Source organism: Shewanella livingstonensis (assembly GCF_003855395.1).
GTDB classification, from domain to species: domain Bacteria; phylum Pseudomonadota; class Gammaproteobacteria; order Enterobacterales; family Shewanellaceae; genus Shewanella; species Shewanella livingstonensis.
The window spans coordinates 4056416-4072175 of the sequence record NZ_CP034015.1; the positions used below are offsets into that span (position 1 = coordinate 4056416).

General features: G+C 40.7%; 12 protein-coding genes. 8 read left to right on the top strand and 4 right to left on the bottom strand.

Translation table 11 applies throughout. The features are described from left to right. Window positions 1-119 precede the first annotated feature (119 nt). On the top strand, window positions 120-605 hold the full coding sequence (locus EGC82_RS17590; protein WP_124731906.1) for a pilus assembly FimT family protein: 486 nt from the start codon (window positions 120-122) through the stop codon (window positions 603-605). Between the two features lie 28 nt (window positions 606-633). Here the strand turns inward: EGC82_RS17590 and EGC82_RS17595 are convergent, their stop codons facing one another. Next, complete coding sequence (locus EGC82_RS17595) at window positions 634-1044, bottom strand: hypothetical protein (protein WP_124731907.1); 411 nt, start codon at window positions 1042-1044, stop codon at window positions 634-636. 331 nt (window positions 1045-1375) lie between these two features. Between EGC82_RS17595 and EGC82_RS17600 the strand changes: the two genes are divergently transcribed. Next, window positions 1376-2554, top strand: a complete 1179-nt coding sequence (locus EGC82_RS17600) for a methyltransferase (RefSeq protein WP_124731908.1) — start codon at window positions 1376-1378, stop codon at window positions 2552-2554. A gap of 1230 nt (window positions 2555-3784) precedes the next feature. Here EGC82_RS17600 and EGC82_RS17610 read toward each other — a convergent pair. Continuing rightward, on the bottom strand, window positions 3785-4525 hold the full coding sequence (locus tag EGC82_RS17610; protein ID WP_011638545.1) for a FadR/GntR family transcriptional regulator: 741 nt from the start codon (window positions 4523-4525) through the stop codon (window positions 3785-3787). An 847-nt stretch (window positions 4526-5372) separates the two neighbouring features. Here EGC82_RS17610 and EGC82_RS17615 point away from each other — a divergent pair. The 6 genes from EGC82_RS17615 to EGC82_RS17640 all read left to right on the top strand — a co-directional run bounded on the left by EGC82_RS17615 (window position 5373) and on the right by EGC82_RS17640 (window position 13510). Continuing rightward, window positions 5373-7664, top strand: a complete 2292-nt coding sequence (locus EGC82_RS17615; protein ID WP_124731909.1) for a chondroitinase-B domain-containing protein — start codon at window positions 5373-5375, stop codon at window positions 7662-7664. A 32-nt stretch (window positions 7665-7696) separates the two neighbouring features. Next, on the top strand, window positions 7697-9943 hold the full coding sequence (locus tag EGC82_RS17620) for a heparinase II/III domain-containing protein (RefSeq protein WP_164839241.1): 2247 nt from the start codon (window positions 7697-7699) through the stop codon (window positions 9941-9943). 31 nt (window positions 9944-9974) lie between these two features. Next, window positions 9975-10322 carry a cupin domain-containing protein gene (locus tag EGC82_RS17625; RefSeq protein ID WP_011638548.1) on the top strand — a complete coding sequence of 116 codons (348 nt, stop codon included), beginning with the start codon at window positions 9975-9977 and terminating at the stop codon, window positions 10320-10322. Next, window positions 10319-11605, top strand: coding sequence for an MFS transporter (locus EGC82_RS17630; protein ID WP_124731911.1), 1287 nt, complete (start codon window positions 10319-10321; stop codon window positions 11603-11605). Before EGC82_RS17625 ends, EGC82_RS17630 begins: the two co-directional genes overlap by 4 nt. 2 nt (window positions 11606-11607) lie before the next feature. Continuing rightward, entirely contained in the window at window positions 11608-12549 is a 942-nt protein-coding gene (locus EGC82_RS17635; protein ID WP_124731912.1) for a sugar kinase, read from the top strand. 187 nt (window positions 12550-12736) lie between these two features. Continuing rightward, window positions 12737-13510 (top strand): class I SAM-dependent methyltransferase, encoded by a 774-nt coding sequence (locus EGC82_RS17640; protein WP_124731913.1) that lies wholly within the window; start codon window positions 12737-12739, stop codon window positions 13508-13510. A 30-nt stretch (window positions 13511-13540) separates the two neighbouring features. Here EGC82_RS17640 and EGC82_RS17645 read toward each other — a convergent pair whose 3' ends face one another. Continuing rightward, a complete protein-coding gene (locus EGC82_RS17645; RefSeq protein WP_124731914.1) occupies window positions 13541-14419 on the bottom strand; it encodes a sterol desaturase family protein in 879 nt (292 codons plus the stop codon). Window positions 14420-14558: 139 nt separating this feature from the next. Then, on the bottom strand, window positions 14559-15626 hold the full coding sequence (locus tag EGC82_RS17650; protein WP_124731915.1) for a DUF2804 domain-containing protein: 1068 nt from the start codon (window positions 15624-15626) through the stop codon (window positions 14559-14561). Window positions 15627-15760: the final 134 nt, after the last annotated feature.

Consider the following 15760-nt stretch of genomic DNA (forward strand, 5'->3'; position numbering starts at 1 on the left):
TATTGATAGTAACAACAAAACATAACATTGTAGATGCCTTAACAACGCGTTATCAAAACCTTTGATCAACTACCACCAAAAATAATGCTAGTATTTAGCCAACAATATTAAGATAAAAAATGATGCAAAAGAGTACAAAAGCTTCACGTGGTTTTACATTAATAGAATTGGTTGTGGTGATTATTATTTTGGCCATATTAGCCGTGGTCGCGACAAGTAAATTTTTTGACTTACGCACTGACGCGATAGTATCGACCATGAACGGAATGGAAACCGCAATGCAGTCTGCGGCAACGCTAACTTATTCAAAAGCCGCTATTGCAGGCGTTGAAAGGCTGGCGACAACCACGATTAATATTGATGGTAACAATATTAATCTGGCATATGGTTACCCTGATGGAACAGCCGCAGGTATTGCAATGCTAATGAATATTCCCGAAGGTGATTGGCAACAACGCAAAAGTACTTTGTCTATAACTGCATGGGTATATTGGCATGGAGTCATTAAAGAGGATGCGGGCGTTGCTGCATGTTATTTACGTTACAGGCAAGTAACATCAGCCACCGCACGCCCTGTTATAGATGTTCAAACAAGCGGATGTTAAGCACCAATAGGTTTAAAAAAACATAACATTAAAACTCAGGGTAACGTTTTTCAATCGCTTTCAGCGATCGTAAAAACAACCCTATACCCCCCACACAAAGTACCAAGATAACGATTAAATCAAATGCACTCATGTAAGAAAATCGAAAATTAATCGAGCTTATCACGCCAAAAATCAGTGCCACTAACGAACCAAATGTCAGTAACCATCCAAGTATGTTTCTGCCATTATAAAACATCAGTCCCACACCAAACATAAAGGGTATCATCACCATTCCGCTGGTAAGCCCAAAGCCGCCCAGCTGATATAAATGGCTGCTAAAGCCAAATGAGCTTGTCACTTTAATGGCATTTAATAGCATATAAAAGCCACCGCACATCATCACTAGCCCAATAAAGAACTGACCCATTCCACCTGACGTTCCACCAGCACCTTTCATCAATATCCCTTGAAAACCATTATTTTAAGTCAATATATTGATGTTACTGAAGCGTGCAATTAATAGCAATCACCTCTGCAGCATAGCCATTTTCGTGACGTTAGGTTTTAGTTTCAAAGTTAAAAAATCAATATCACCTTGTTCTGTATCCTAAATTCAACATGTCGCTTAACACGAGTTAAACAAGGAAGCTTTGATAATCAGTTAACTAGCGACACTCCACAAAATTATCCCTATCAACTTGTTTAAGCCTAAGCCTCGCGCTAGTAAGTGTTATCTGAGATAATATCGGGCTATTTTATCGATATTCTTTTTATTAGGTAACACCGTCATGACAACCCAATTTGCTTGTTCAGGTATAGAGCTTGAGCTTTTTCGTTATCCAAGCCAACAAGCATCAAACTTACAAGCATGGGATGCCGCTGATGAACACCTAGTAAAGTACTTAATCGACACCGAAATAACAGCAACCACTACCGCCATTCTAAATGACAACTTTGGGGCTCTCACATGTGCATTAACCATGCAACACCCACACAGTGAATTGCTTGTCGAAACGGATGCTAAAACCAGCTTGTTAGGTTATCAGCAAAATTTATTACACAACAAACTGGCATCAAGCAACATACATTGGCTAAACAGCCGCGAAACACTGCCACAAAATATTCAATTAGTACTGATGAAGTTACCGAAAAATCTACACTATTTTGGCCAGCAACTTGCGCGTTTATCAACGGTGCTTCCAGCAGGAACCCAAATTCTGATTGGTGCTAAAGCCAAGTCAATCAATCCAGCATTATTGGCCAGTATTGAAAAAAATCTAGGTCCCGCATCCGCCAGTTTAGCGTGGAAAAAAACCCGAGTAATTAGCTGTATTAGCGATGGTAAAAAACGCTCTTTAGCGAAAGCGGTGAGTTGGACTGTCGATGAGCTCAAACTCACTATCAGTAACCTTGCTAATGTATTTGCGGCCAATAAGCTCGATATTGGCGCAAGGATTATGCTCGACAACATGCCCAAAGGTGAATTCAAGCACATTATAGACTTAGGCTGTGGTAACGGTATTTTAGGATTGCACGCAAAGCAATGTTATCCCAATGCGCAAATCTACTTTGTGGATGATTCTGATATGGCTATCGCCTCGGCAAAATATAATTGGCAAGCGAACGAGTTAGACACTCCATCTCAAAATCTTCAATCCCAAGATCCTCAAACTGAACAAATGCCACAAGCTTTTTTCCATTGGGACGATTGCCTGAGTAATTTACCAGCGGATGTTGAACCAGATTTAGTGATATGTAACCCTCCGTTTCATCAAGGTGAAGCCATTACTGACCATATCGCTTGGCAAATGTTTGTTGATGCACATCAGCGCCTAAAAAAAGGCGGTTTATTACATATCGTTGGTAATCGACATTTAGCCTACCACGTTAAAATAAACCGCATTTTTAAAAACTGTACCACGGTTGCCTCTAATGGTAAGTTTGTCATTTTACAAGCAATAAAATAATGTCCTAATGAGGTACTAAGGTCATGTTCCCCTACATGACCCTGCATATAAAACCAAACCAATATTGATAGTAACGAGCGATGGCCGACACAGTTTATGTGCAGCCTTTCACTCGTATGTAATTCAACTCACTACACCTTGTTTATTTCGTACACCCACATTAACGAGCACCAATAACCACTGAACATTCATTAGTGTAAACGGCGATACAAATCTCTTTTTGTTGTAACTAACAGCAAATCGATTTGTGATGTTCATATCCCTTGAATAAATAACTATATGTCCGATTGTGTTGATCACTCGTTCGCAATAACGAGGCATCAATAGCCGCAATGATAAGTGAACAGAATGATTAATAAGCACTGACCTTATGACCAATACCTTCCCTCGCTTAATAACTCACTATCGGTATTACCAAGTCGGTATAATTGGTTAGCGCACAAATAAACTGAATCCTATAATGACATTACCAAAATGAGTATGGGTAGTGGTAACAACACAATTCAATCATATTTATCTAGATAGAACAGCCGCTACACTAGGGCCTGTTGATCTTTGCTGGTTGAATTTTGTTCGAGTTAAAAACGTTTTAATCGAGGCGAATGGATTGATGCCTAGTCATCTAAGCAAAATGCATTCAACAAAGAGTAAAACGTTTTTAGCCGAACCCTTCGGGCAGCGTTTGTTGGCCATTTTTACTGTGTTATCGACTTTTTATGTAGAATAACTACACCTCAAAGTCTCTGCCTTGTACAAATGGCCAACAATTCGCTGCAAAAATAACCTTGAAAGATCAACAGGCCCTAACTAATGAGAATAAACGCCTGTAATAATATTGAAGCTAATTATGATATTTCTTATATTTTTAAAGACCAATTTAACAGCTTATTTTCTGAGTAAGTTGACCATAAAGAACATCAACTGACTAACCAAGTTGCTTAATTGGTCGCTATTTATGTGGAATATTACAACTTCAATAGCGCAAAAAAATCATGTAACAAATAGCTAAAGTGGCCGCTGAAAATACGACACATCATTGCATTGGGGATAGGATTATTGATGGCGTTAACTAAATTGCTTGTTATCTCAAGCTGGCAGTTGAAATCATGAAGTCATCTTTACCGATATTATGGTCAACATCCCTCATAATATCTCTCATAAAAAACGCGCTAACACTTAAGCGTGAGCGCGTTAATTTTATCACAATAAGCTAATCCGCTTTAAAAGCAATTAACCTTTTGTTTTTACTAAACTCTCAATTGAATACAAGTCGCGATTAGCGCTATTTTTCCGACGAACTTCTTCTAATGCCTGCTGTTCTAATTTATCAAACAACACATTGATTAAGCGATTAAAATGCTTATGCATTGCTAAACGAGCCTCGGCGGCATCGTGCAGTGATAATGCCTGATAAATTGCGGTATGTTCTGCTAAGGTTTTATTATTGTCTGTGCTACAAACAATATTATAATCTTCAATGATTTCATTACTTGATGAACGCAGTGCCCACATGTTTTCAAACAGATTTATCAACGCTCCATTACGAGTAGAATATGCGATGATCTGATGAAACAGTTCGTCTGCTTCTTCGACATTTTGCATATCTTTCATCATTACTAATGTTTCATGGAGTTTTTCAAGCTCTTCTGCAGTAATGGTTTTTGCTGCTAAAGCAGCTATTTCACCTTCAACTAAAGCACGTGCTTGGGTTAATTCAAATGCGTTAACATTATTAACTGCTACCGGTTTTTGCTGATGGTCAACCACGTATACGCCAGAACCCGTTTTCACTTCCACTTTTTCACGCACTTCTAATGCAATAATAGCTTCACGAATAGTTGGCCTGCTTACTTCAAACTTTTCAGCAAGCTCACGCTCTGGGGGTAAACGACTGCCTACCGGATACTCGCCACTGGCGATAGCGGCTTCAATCGTATCGACTATTCGCCAAAATAAACGACGGTTTTTCATATACCTTCCTTCGAAAAGTAAAACCAATTTACAGGTTAATGCTGACATATTATCGGTTAATACCTTAGCAGCAAACAACTAAATTACATGTTATGTTAATCTCAATATAGAAAGAATAGCACATTGTCATACCTTTAAAAATATTGGTAATAGACTAAAAATGTAAAATCTTAGTAATTGGTAAAACAATTTATTGACATAATCTTAATGATTGGTTAGTTTCTATTCAAGCACAAATGATCATTTAACAGAATAATTTAAATTTTGTGTGTTCGTAAAGAAAAGGAAATCAACTAATCTGGGGAGGTTAACGTGAAATTTACCAAAACAAGCAATACTTTGAGATTAACAGGATTAAAGCCGCAATCAAGATCAGTAATTTACGACGCGGCACTAATATCTCTATTCACCAATCATGAACGTGCAATAGTGACAAACGGGTCAATACAAAAACAGCACGTCACAGTCTCTTAAATGCTAGGTAATTGGACTAGGTTACGCTTACTTACGGTTACGCTTAATTAATAATACCGTGAGAGTTAGACCCAGCCAAACAGCCTACCATTTCCAGACAGCTCTAATCACTATGCGCATGACAATGGACGACCTCAATTTGTTGGCTAACGTTACAGTGACAGATTACTTGTCACTTTGTATCAAAGCTCTGAACAGGTTGGGTGAACCCCAAATAATTCCCCGTGGAAATAACACCACAGTTGCTGATTATTCATGCTATGGCGCTAACGAAACTCTAAGGTGAAAAAGTAATTTTTTGAGCCTTCCCCTTTGATAACTACTTAATGTAGCCATGGGGATATCATTTAAACAGTATTAAACGAGAGACTAGATGAATCATTCAAATAACAATACGTCATCGTCAAGGCATTGGTTATTCACGCAGTTGTTAGTCTTATTAATGCTTTGCATCCCATCAATCTACGTGCAGGCAAAAGATCGCTTCGTGACTACCCAAACTGAGTACAAACAAGCACTAAAGCTCGTTGAACCTGGCGATAAAATCATTTTAAAAAATGGTACATGGCAAGATTTTGAAGTGTTGTTTATGGCGACAGGCACCGCCAATGCCCCTATTGAATTAACAGCCGAAACTAAAGGTAAAGTAATCCTGTCTGGCCAATCGAACCTTAAACTGGCTGGTGAGTATTTACAGGTGTCGGGGCTAGTATTTAAAAATGGCTTTACGCCAAGTAATGAAGTTATTGCATTTCGTAAGAATAAAAATCAGTTAGCCAATCATTCACGAGTAACCGAAGTGGTTATCGATAACTACAGCAATCTAGATCGTCAAGAGTCTGATTATTGGGTCAGCTTATATGGACAAAATAACCGACTTGATCACAACCACTTTGTTGGTAAACGCAATGTAGGCGTAACTGTTGCAGTGCGTTTAGACAGTGAAAGCAGCCAGCAAAATCATCACCGAATTGATCATAACTATTTTGGTCCTCGCCCAATCTTAGGCTCTAATGGTGGCGAAACTCTCAGAATTGGCACCAGCCATTACTCACTAACCGATTCCTTTACCGTGGTTGAAAATAATTATTTTGATCGCTGCGATGGTGAAGTTGAAATTATTTCGGTCAAGTCGGGTAAAAACCGTATTCAAAATAACGTCTTTTATGAATCAAGAGGTACATTAACCTTAAGGCACGGTAACGGTAATATTATTGATAGCAATGTGTTTTTGGGTAATGGCGTTGAACATACCGGTGGGATCCGCGTGATTAACCGCGATCAAACTATCACCAACAACTACCTAGAAGGCTTAACCGGTAATCGATTTGGCAGTGGTTTCACTATTATGAATGGTGTACCCAATTCAACGATTAACCGTTATCACCAAGTGGTCAACGCCAATATTAACCACAATAGCTTTATTAATCTTGAACATATTGAGCTGGCCGCGGGCAGTGACAGCGAACGTTCAGCGGTACCACTAGACAGTAAGTTAAACCACAATCTATTTATTAGTCCAACCGCACCATTTACTTTACATGATGATATTAGCGGACTTAGCTTTAACGATAACCTCAGTAATTTTGCGACAAAAACGTTAAGCCCATTCATGGCTAAAGGTATTCGTTCACAAGATATCACCATGAAACGTGCTGCAAATGGCTTGTTATATCCCAGTGATGCAAATTTTACAGCATACGGTGCCAGTAAAAAACTAACCCCAACATTAAAGCAAGATACCGGCACACTTTGGTATCCAAAAGCAGAGCCTACTGTCGCATTTCAATCTGGCAACACCATCAAGGTTAGCGCCAGTGACGATGAATTAGCAAGCGCAGTTGAACGAGCTCAACCAGGCGATATTTTATTACTCAGTGATGGTAAATATAACATCAGCAGAATACTGGCGATCAACAAAACGTTAACCTTTAAAGCCGCTAATGCTCACCAAGCAATAATCAGCTTTGAACGCCCTAGTCTATTTGAAATTCAAGACAACGGTAGTTTGCAACTCGATGGTCTAGTCATTACTGGCTTAAACAGCCCTGATGCTGCCGGTAATAGCGTAGTAAGAACCCGCAAATGGGGCATGTTAACGAATTATCGTTTTGAAATGACAAACAGCATTGTTGAGCAACTTAATGTGAATCATTCATTTCACTTTTTCGATTCGGGCAGTCGCGCCTTTGCAGATAGTATTAATGTCAGCAATAGCCAGTTCCGCCATATTAGCGGGGATTTATTTCGCCTCGACAAAGAAACCGACGACCTAGGAATTTATAACACCGAATACCTAATATTGGACAATAACCAGTTTGACGATATTGAGGGTGCTATTGCCTCGGTATACCGCGGTGGTACGGATGAGAGTACCTTTGGTCCCCATGTATCGGTAACCAACAATGTGTTCACTAAAGTCGGTCAAGGTAAGCGCAATAAAACAGGTGCGTCACTGAAATTGCACGGGGTTCAAATGAGCCAAATAGAGCACAATAAATTTAACGACAGTGCCGTTATTATTGTTGAACACACCGTCGGTGAACCACAAACCCGCATTACGCATAATCAGTTTACTAATACACCTAGCCCACAAGTAACGGAGTTAGTTGCAATAGGTAAACACACTGCAGATATCAACAATAATAAAGTGCAAAAACTATGAAAAACTTCAATATAGCGGCCGGCGTAAGCCCGATGACGCATGTCATTAAGCAGGCAGGAAAAATAGCACTATTGGCGTCAATGACGTGCGCTATTTCATTACCCGTAATGGCTGCGCAACATCCAAACTTAGTCATAAACCAGCAAGATGTGACAGCCATGAAACAGGCCATCACTCAACCTGGGTCATTTCAAAATGCATTCAATACCACGCAGAGCAATGTGGACAAGGGACTGGCTCAGCCAATTGAAGTACCAGTACCCAAAGATGCAGGTGGTGGTTATACCCACGAAAAACATAAAAGTAATTACCAACAAATGTATGACACTGGCATTATTTATCAGCTGACTGGCGATAAAAAATATGCCGAATACGTTAAAGACATGCTGTTGCAATATGCCACACTTTACCCAACGCTACCTTTGCACCCTATGCGTAAAAGTAACAATGAAGGTAAACTTTTCTGGCAAGGACTCAATGAAGCAGTTTGGTTGGTACACACCATTCAGGCGTACGACTTTATCTATGATGCGTTAACACCTGCAGAACGTAATACCATCGAAACGGGTGCAATAATACCCGCCGCACTCTTTTTGTCAGAACAATCTCCACACACCTTTAATAAGGTGCATAACCACGGCACTTGGGCCACTGCTGCTGTTGGTATGAGTGGATATGTACTCGATAAGCCACTTTGGGTTGAACGTGCATTGTACGACTTAAATCTCGCCAAAAAAGGCGGTTTTATGCGTCAGTTGGACGAATTGTTTTCACCAGACGGTTATTACAATGAAGGGCCATATTATCAACGTTATGCATTAATGCCATTTGTGACTTTTGCTAAAGCCATTGAGCAAAATGAACCGCAACGTAAGATTTTTCAATACCGTGAAGGTATATTACTTAAAGCTATTACGAGTACGGTTGAACTCAGTTATAACAAACTGTTTTTCCCGCTTAACGATGCGATAAAAAGCAAAGGCATCGACACTATTGAACTCGTCAACGGCGTCGCCATTGCTTATGGTCTCAACGGCGATCCACGTTTATTAGATATTGCTCAGCAACAACACAATATTTTATTAACGGGTGATGGGCTCAAAGTTGCACAAGGGTTAGACAACAAACTACAACAGCCCTTTCCATTCGTTTCGACATTATTCCGTGATGGCCAACAAGGTGATGACGGTGCATTAGTGGTTATGCGTCAAGGCAAAGCAACCGACCAAGCCATTGTATTTAAAGCGACTGCGCAAGGTTTAGGTCATGGCCATTTTGATAAGTTAACGTGGCAGTTTTACGATGCTGGTAATGAAATCGTATCCGATTATGGCGCTGCACGTTTTCTAAATGTAGAAGCTAAATTTGGTGGCCGTTATTTACCTGAAAATGAATCGTGGGCTAAACAAACCATTGCCCATAACACTTTAATTGTTGATGAGAAAAGTCATTTTAATGGCAAGCTTAAAGCGGCTAACAAAAATAACCCGACATTACACTTCTACTCAGCAAAACAAGACCTCACCATCGCATCGGCTTCTATCGACACTGCTTATGATGATGTCGCGTTTAAGCGCACTCTCGCCTTAGTCAACATCAAACAACGTGATGCGGTAATTGGTATCGATATAATGCGTGTTACGGCTAACAAGCCACATCAATACGACTTACCAGTGCATTATCAAGGGCAATTAATCGATACCAACTTTGACAGACAAGCGTCACTGACTCAATTGTCTGCTTTGGGTACCGAAAATGGTTACCAACATCTATGGTTGTTAGCAACTGCTAACCTAGCCAAAGACAAAGCCGCTAATAAACTGGCTAAAGTCACTTGGTTAAATGATAACGGCCATTTTTATACCCATAGCACGTTAGTCAATACTAACTTCAACAATGCCACTAACGAGCAAATGTTATTCACCCAATTGGGTGCCAACGATCCGGATATGAACTTACGCCAACAGCAGTCGTTCATTCACCGAGTGAATGCCACTAATCATACTTATGTCAGCGTGATGGAGCCACACGGCGAGTACAACCCATCAAAAGAATACACCCTAGAAGCCACCAGCAATATTGCAGGGCTGATTCATCATCAACAAGCTGAACTAGAAGCGGTGCAAATACGCTTTACCGATGGACAACAATATCTATTAGCAATCAACCACGCTGATAACGCTGTGACTCAAGAAACACAAAGTGTCATTAGCGTCAACGGGGTGCAATACCCGTTTAGCGGACGCGCCGAATTATTAGACATTAAAGAATTCAAGTAACACAAAATTAAAATAAAAAGGAATAAACACCATGCAGCAAAGTGAACATTTTTCATTTGGGGAACAAACAGAAATCGAAGATATTGGCGGAGGGTTAAAGCGCCAAATGCTTGGATTTAATCATGAACTCATGGCAGTAAAGATTTGGTTTGATAAGGGAGCAGAAGGCTATGTCCATGCTCATCGCCATTCACAAGTATCGTATGTGGTAGAAGGCGAGTTTCATGTCAATGTCGATGGCGTGATTAAGGTGTTAACGGCTGGAGACAGCTTCTTTGTGCCACCTCATGTAGACCATGGTGCAGTTTGCCCAACGGGCGGCATTTTAATTGATACCTTTAGCCCGGCTAGAGAAGACTTTGTTGAGGGTTTATCATGAAAAAAGTCCCCCTTAAATTGAAGCACCTACGTTGGCTTGTTGTCAGCTTAGTGGCACTCGCTACCGTCATTAACTACATCGACCGATCTGCCCTTGCCATTATGTGGCCAGGCATTGCAGAAGATTTAGGTTTAGATAAAAGTGATTATGCCAACATTATTACCGTGTTCATGATCTCATACGCAATTGGTCAGTCTCTATTTGGTAAGATATTTGATGCTATTGGCACGCGCCTAGGTTTTTTACTATCCATTGTCGTGTGGTCGGTCTCAATCGCCCTGCATGCTGTTGCAGCAAGCGTTACCTCATTTGCTATTTTTAGAGCCATGCTCGGGCTAGGTGAAGCCGGTAACTGGCCTGGCGCAACCAAAGCGAATGCTGAATGGTTTCCGATTAAAGAACGCGCTCTAGCACAAGGCATCTTCAATGCTGGTGCGTCTTTAGGCTCGATTATCGCCCCACCATTGATTGCCTTTTTGTATGCCTTTTTAGGATGGCAGGCAACCTTTATCGTCATTGGTAGTTTGGGTATTCTTTGGATTTTACCTTGGTTGATTGTTTATAAATCATCACCAGACTCACACCCATGGATCACTGAAGAAGAACGCCAACATATCTTAACCGGACAACGATGCACTTCAGAGAAACAACAGGACAAAGAATATGTGCCCACTATGGGGCAGTTATTACGTCACCGTCAAACTTGGGGAGTGATTGCAGCACGTTTCTTTATCGACCCAATCTGGTGGTTATTTGTTGCTTGGCTACCATTGTATTTAAACGAAAAATTTGGCTTTGATGTTAAACAAATTGGTGCATTTGCTTGGTTACCTTATGTAGGTGCTGCCATCGGAGCACTATTTGGTGGTTGGTTTAGCGGCCACTTAATGAGCCGAGGCTGGTCAGTAAATAAAGCCCGTCGTAGTGCAATTGTCCTAGGTTGTGTGGTTATGCTGCCAGCACTATTACTCACATCTCTCGCCGCAACGCCTTGGATGGCAATGGGCCTTATAGCGCTTATATTATTTGGCTTTCAAACCGCTATTGGCAACGTACAAACCTTACCTAGCGATTACTTCTCAGGTAAAACCGTTGGTACCTTGGCAGGCATTAGTGGCACATCGGCAGTATTAAGCGTGATTATCACCATCCAATTAGTACCGATGATGACCAAAGGTGGTGACTATACGCCGTTCTTTATTTTAGGTGCGGCATTAGTTCCATTAGCATTAATTTCGTTGTGGTTAGGCGGAAAAATTGAACCGGTAAAAAGGAAGGCATAACGGTGAAGAGTCTGTTTTTATTTGGTGAGTGCATGGTTGAATTACAGCGTGTAACGGCCACCAGCTTACAGCAATCTTTTGCTGGTGATGTATATAACACTGGGGTTTACCTTAAACGTACCTTTAGTGATGTTAACACGCACTTTGTCACAGCCATTGGCGAAGATAGTTTTAGCCAGGCCATGTTGCAGCGCTTTGAAGATGAAAATATTAATACTGATATGGTCTTTAAAAGTACTGACAAAATTGCTGGTCTGTATGCAATACAAACTGACAGTAAAGGCGAGCGCAGCTTTACATACTGGCGCAATGATTCTGCCGCCAAGCAAATCATGCAATTTATTGACGATGCAGCCATCAGTAAAATATCTCAGGCAGATATGGTGTTTTTTTCAGGCATTTCTTTAGCGGTGATTAAGGAAGAAGATCGAGACGCATTTTGGTTACTGATTAAACAATGTAAGCAAGCGGGTGTCAGTATTGTATTTGACCCTAACTACCGCGCAAGAATGTGGCACAGTCCAGACCAGGCAAAGGCACAGTTTGATATTGCGTTTAGTGTGGCCGATGTCGTACTGCCAGGTGTTGATGACTTTAATCAACTTTACGGTATTAGCTCCGTTGAAGACATTATTGCGTTCTGCCAGCCTTACGACATTAACGAGCTGGTGATAAAAAATGGTGAAAACGGCATTAATTATCTGATTAATGGCCAGCAACAGCATTTCTCAATCACACCAGTAACGAATGTTGTCGACACAACATCAGCGGGTGACTCATTTAACGGGGTGTATTTAGGCGCACGCTTAACTGGCGCAGATATCAGCACAGCGATAAAGTTAGCCTCCCAAGCAGCAGGATTTGTGATCCAACATAAAGGCGCCATTGCACCTAAAATTGAGTTTCATCAATTTATTGAACGTCAAAAATTAATCATGCAATAACAGCTAAAGAGTCATCTTTTGTCGCTTGTAAAAAGGCTTGATAACACTGAGTTATCAAGCCTTTTTATTTGCTAAGAAAAAGTAATATATCGCCTGTTGAGCCATTCGTGTTTTAGCTTCAAAACAAGTAATATTACTGAATCATTTCGATAATTTACCCCATTAAAGCAATAAGAAGACATTGAACATGGACTATTTAGCCATCAATAAACACGCATGGAACCAGCGAACTCAAATCCATCTCGACTCAACATTTTATGACTTAGAGGCATTTATCCAAGGTAAGTCATCATTAAACCCCATTGAACTTGAACAAGTCGGCGATGTGCACCACAAAAGCCTGTTGCACCTACAATGTCACTTTGGACAAGACAGCTTATCGTGGGCAAGGCTTGGCGCCAATGTCACTGGCGTAGATTTATCAAGCGAATCGATTGCAACTGCAAAAAAGCTGGCTGCTCAATTACACTTACCAGCAACATTCATCAACAATGACATCTATCAATTTGGTGATCACAATACAGAGCAATATGACATCGTATTCACCTCTTATGGGGTGTTAGCTTGGTTACCCGATTTAACTCGCTGGGCGCAAACCATTGCAGGAGCATTACGTCCAGGCGGTGAATTTCATTTGGTTGAGTTCCACCCTTTTAATGATGTGCTGTGTGGTTATGGCTACTTTCCACAAACACAACCGGATATCGAAGATGAAGTCACCTACACCGAAAACCACAACGACCAAATTGAAACGGTAGTCACTTGGCCGCACCCGATAAGTGAAGTCATTAGCGCACTTATTAGTGCAGGACTTCACATCGAAGCATTCAATGAACATCCTTATAGCCCCTACAACTGCGTTGAAGGTTTGGAGTTTGTGGTAGGTAAAGGTTACCAGCTAAAACATCAAGGTCACCTCATCCCACTTATTTACTCTATTAAAGCAAGTAAAGTGGGATAAGTACTAGCCTGAAGCTTGTTTACAGCGGGCTCAAATATCGGTTTTAGTGGATGACTGTTGATGTGTTGAAGGCGGTGCAAATAATATCCGTAAACGTTGTTTTAGAGATAATTGCGCTTGGGTAACATCACCCCACATGTCGCGCCATTCACTAAACGTTACCACTAACGGGTTAAAACTGTTTACCGGCTTAGTGATGCCATAAATCACCGTTTCATTTTCTGGCTCAAAGGTTCCAAATAGTTTGTCCCATATAATCAATACGCCAGCATAATTTTTGTCGATGTATTGTGGGTTACGGCCATGATGAACCCGGTGATGGGACGGTGTATTAAAAATCAATTCTAGCGGCCCTAACGACTTAATCGCTTGGGTATGAACAAAAAACTGCAATCCCAGATTAAGTAATACTGCAAACACCACCCAATTAGGATCAAAGCCAATCACCACTAAAGGCAACCAAAACAGCCACATTCCTGCCAATGGGTACATTAAGCTTTGTCTAAATGCAGTGCTGAAATTCATGTTTTCTGAACTGTGATGCACCACATGCGCCGCCCACATCCAGCGAATACGATGGCTAGCACGATGGAACCAGTAATAACAAAAGTCTTGAGCAATCAACAATAAACCAAAAGTGAATAATGTCATTTCAATATCAAATAAGCGCCAACCGAAAAAGTGTAAATATATCTTCGCAATAAACAAGCCAGCGATGATGTCCGCCACCTGGTGCATACCAGCCAATACAAAATTACACAATACTTCGGCAGGACGATATTGAGCATTACTCGGTAATCGCTGGGCGCGAACACCAAACCACCATTCCAGTAAAATGCAGCCGAAAAAAATCGGCGCTAACACCAATAATAACCACTCAGGGTGAGTAATCAGTAAATCCATGTCCATATTGTTATCCATTTTTAATTATTATTATTTTCGTCACTGATGTGACGCGGTGCGAATTCGCATTCCTTAGCAAAGCACACCTTTAGTAAAATACACGCTTAGCAAAGCAAGCTACTAACAAAATATTATTTAGCTTGCATCACCATTTAGCAAAGTGATCTTCGGTTAATCCTAACTGATTTTTTAGGCGATACTGATTACCATTATTATCGCAAATCACACCACTAAAATAACCAATGTATTGTCTAAAGTTGTTTTTTAACCAGAGTAAATTTAACTTTTCACTGCGTTGATTTAATGGCCTAAAATGCAAATCGACTTGGCCATCATTGGTGGTGATATACCACCCATCTTGTTGAGAGTGGCGATTAAAATCAAATTGTGCCCCGCCCAGTAAATGGCGTTCGCCATTTATCCACATCACATTTTCAGTTTGGCCGGTTTCATTAACACCGGCCGCCAAATTAAGCCCTATAATCCCCTCGTCAGTTTGAGCATTAATTGAAGCCCAGCGCCAACTGGTTTCACGGCGCATAAATCCGGCCGAAAAGTCATAACCTGCCAGTGCATATTGCAAAGGCTGTGGTTCATGATGAATGGTGAGTTGCCCCGCCACGGATAAGCCATTGTGCTTTTGAGTATAAGTCCAACCGTTATAACCTGTTGGAGTACACAAGCTGATCGGTAAACTGAGTGGCGCTGGCTGAATGCGTAAATTAGCTTGTATATAAGCAAGGTTAATTTCAACGTGCCATTGACCGTCGATAATATCGATAACAATACCTTTGCTTTTACGGCCTATCTCGGCGCGGCCACGCTTAGGTGAACCACTTAACTTACAGCCCAGCCCAAATGGCGTTAACCATTGTGTTTGGGTTAGCTTGTTGGCTCTGATGTCATAAAGATAACAAAAACCATTGGCAACATATCGAATATCGGCAATCGCAAGGGCGACAATATAATGCGGGGTAATAATGTTAACAAATTGGAATTGCTTAAAATTAAAATGTTTAGCCATTATCGATGCTTGTTTGTCCATTACTGTTGAATAAGCAAATTGATTAACATTGAGCGAATCAACGATTCCATCAAATAGGCCAAACACTGGCTGGCCATTGGCATTGATCAATTTTTCTGGTGCCAATTGCGGTTGTTTATGTTGCATTACATTCCCTACATCATATTGTTTATCAAACTTAAGTTGCATCACACTAACCTGAATTGATCAGTCATTAATGTCAACAACCGAGTAACATTGTTGCTGGGCATCTAAATAGAGGAGGAGTTCAACCAAATATTAATTATCAGCTTCATCCAGATACATTGCGGCGTACATCACTA

Excerpts from the sequence above, each read along its gene's own strand:
- EGC82_RS17590 (WP_124731906.1), top strand. The coding sequence starts at position 120 with ATGATGCAAAAGAGTACAAAAGCTTCACGTGGTTTTACATTAATAGAA.
- EGC82_RS17595 (WP_124731907.1), bottom strand. The coding sequence starts at position 1,044 with ATGAAAGGTGCTGGTGGAACGTCAGGTGGAATGGGTCAGTTCTTTATT.
- EGC82_RS17600 (WP_124731908.1), top strand. The coding sequence starts at position 1,376 with ATGACAACCCAATTTGCTTGTTCAGGTATAGAGCTTGAGCTTTTTCGT.
- EGC82_RS17610 (WP_011638545.1), bottom strand. The coding sequence starts at position 4,525 with ATGAAAAACCGTCGTTTATTTTGGCGAATAGTCGATACGATTGAAGCC.
- EGC82_RS17615 (WP_124731909.1), top strand. The coding sequence starts at position 5,373 with ATGAATCATTCAAATAACAATACGTCATCGTCAAGGCATTGGTTATTC.
- EGC82_RS17620 (WP_164839241.1), top strand. The coding sequence starts at position 7,697 with ATGACGCATGTCATTAAGCAGGCAGGAAAAATAGCACTATTGGCGTCA.
- EGC82_RS17625 (WP_011638548.1), top strand. The coding sequence starts at position 9,975 with ATGCAGCAAAGTGAACATTTTTCATTTGGGGAACAAACAGAAATCGAA.
- EGC82_RS17630 (WP_124731911.1), top strand. The coding sequence starts at position 10,319 with ATGAAAAAAGTCCCCCTTAAATTGAAGCACCTACGTTGGCTTGTTGTC.
- EGC82_RS17640 (WP_124731913.1), top strand. The coding sequence starts at position 12,737 with ATGGACTATTTAGCCATCAATAAACACGCATGGAACCAGCGAACTCAA.
- EGC82_RS17645 (WP_124731914.1), bottom strand. The coding sequence starts at position 14,419 with ATGGACATGGATTTACTGATTACTCACCCTGAGTGGTTATTATTGGTG.
- EGC82_RS17650 (WP_124731915.1), bottom strand. The coding sequence starts at position 15,626 with ATGCAACTTAAGTTTGATAAACAATATGATGTAGGGAATGTAATGCAA.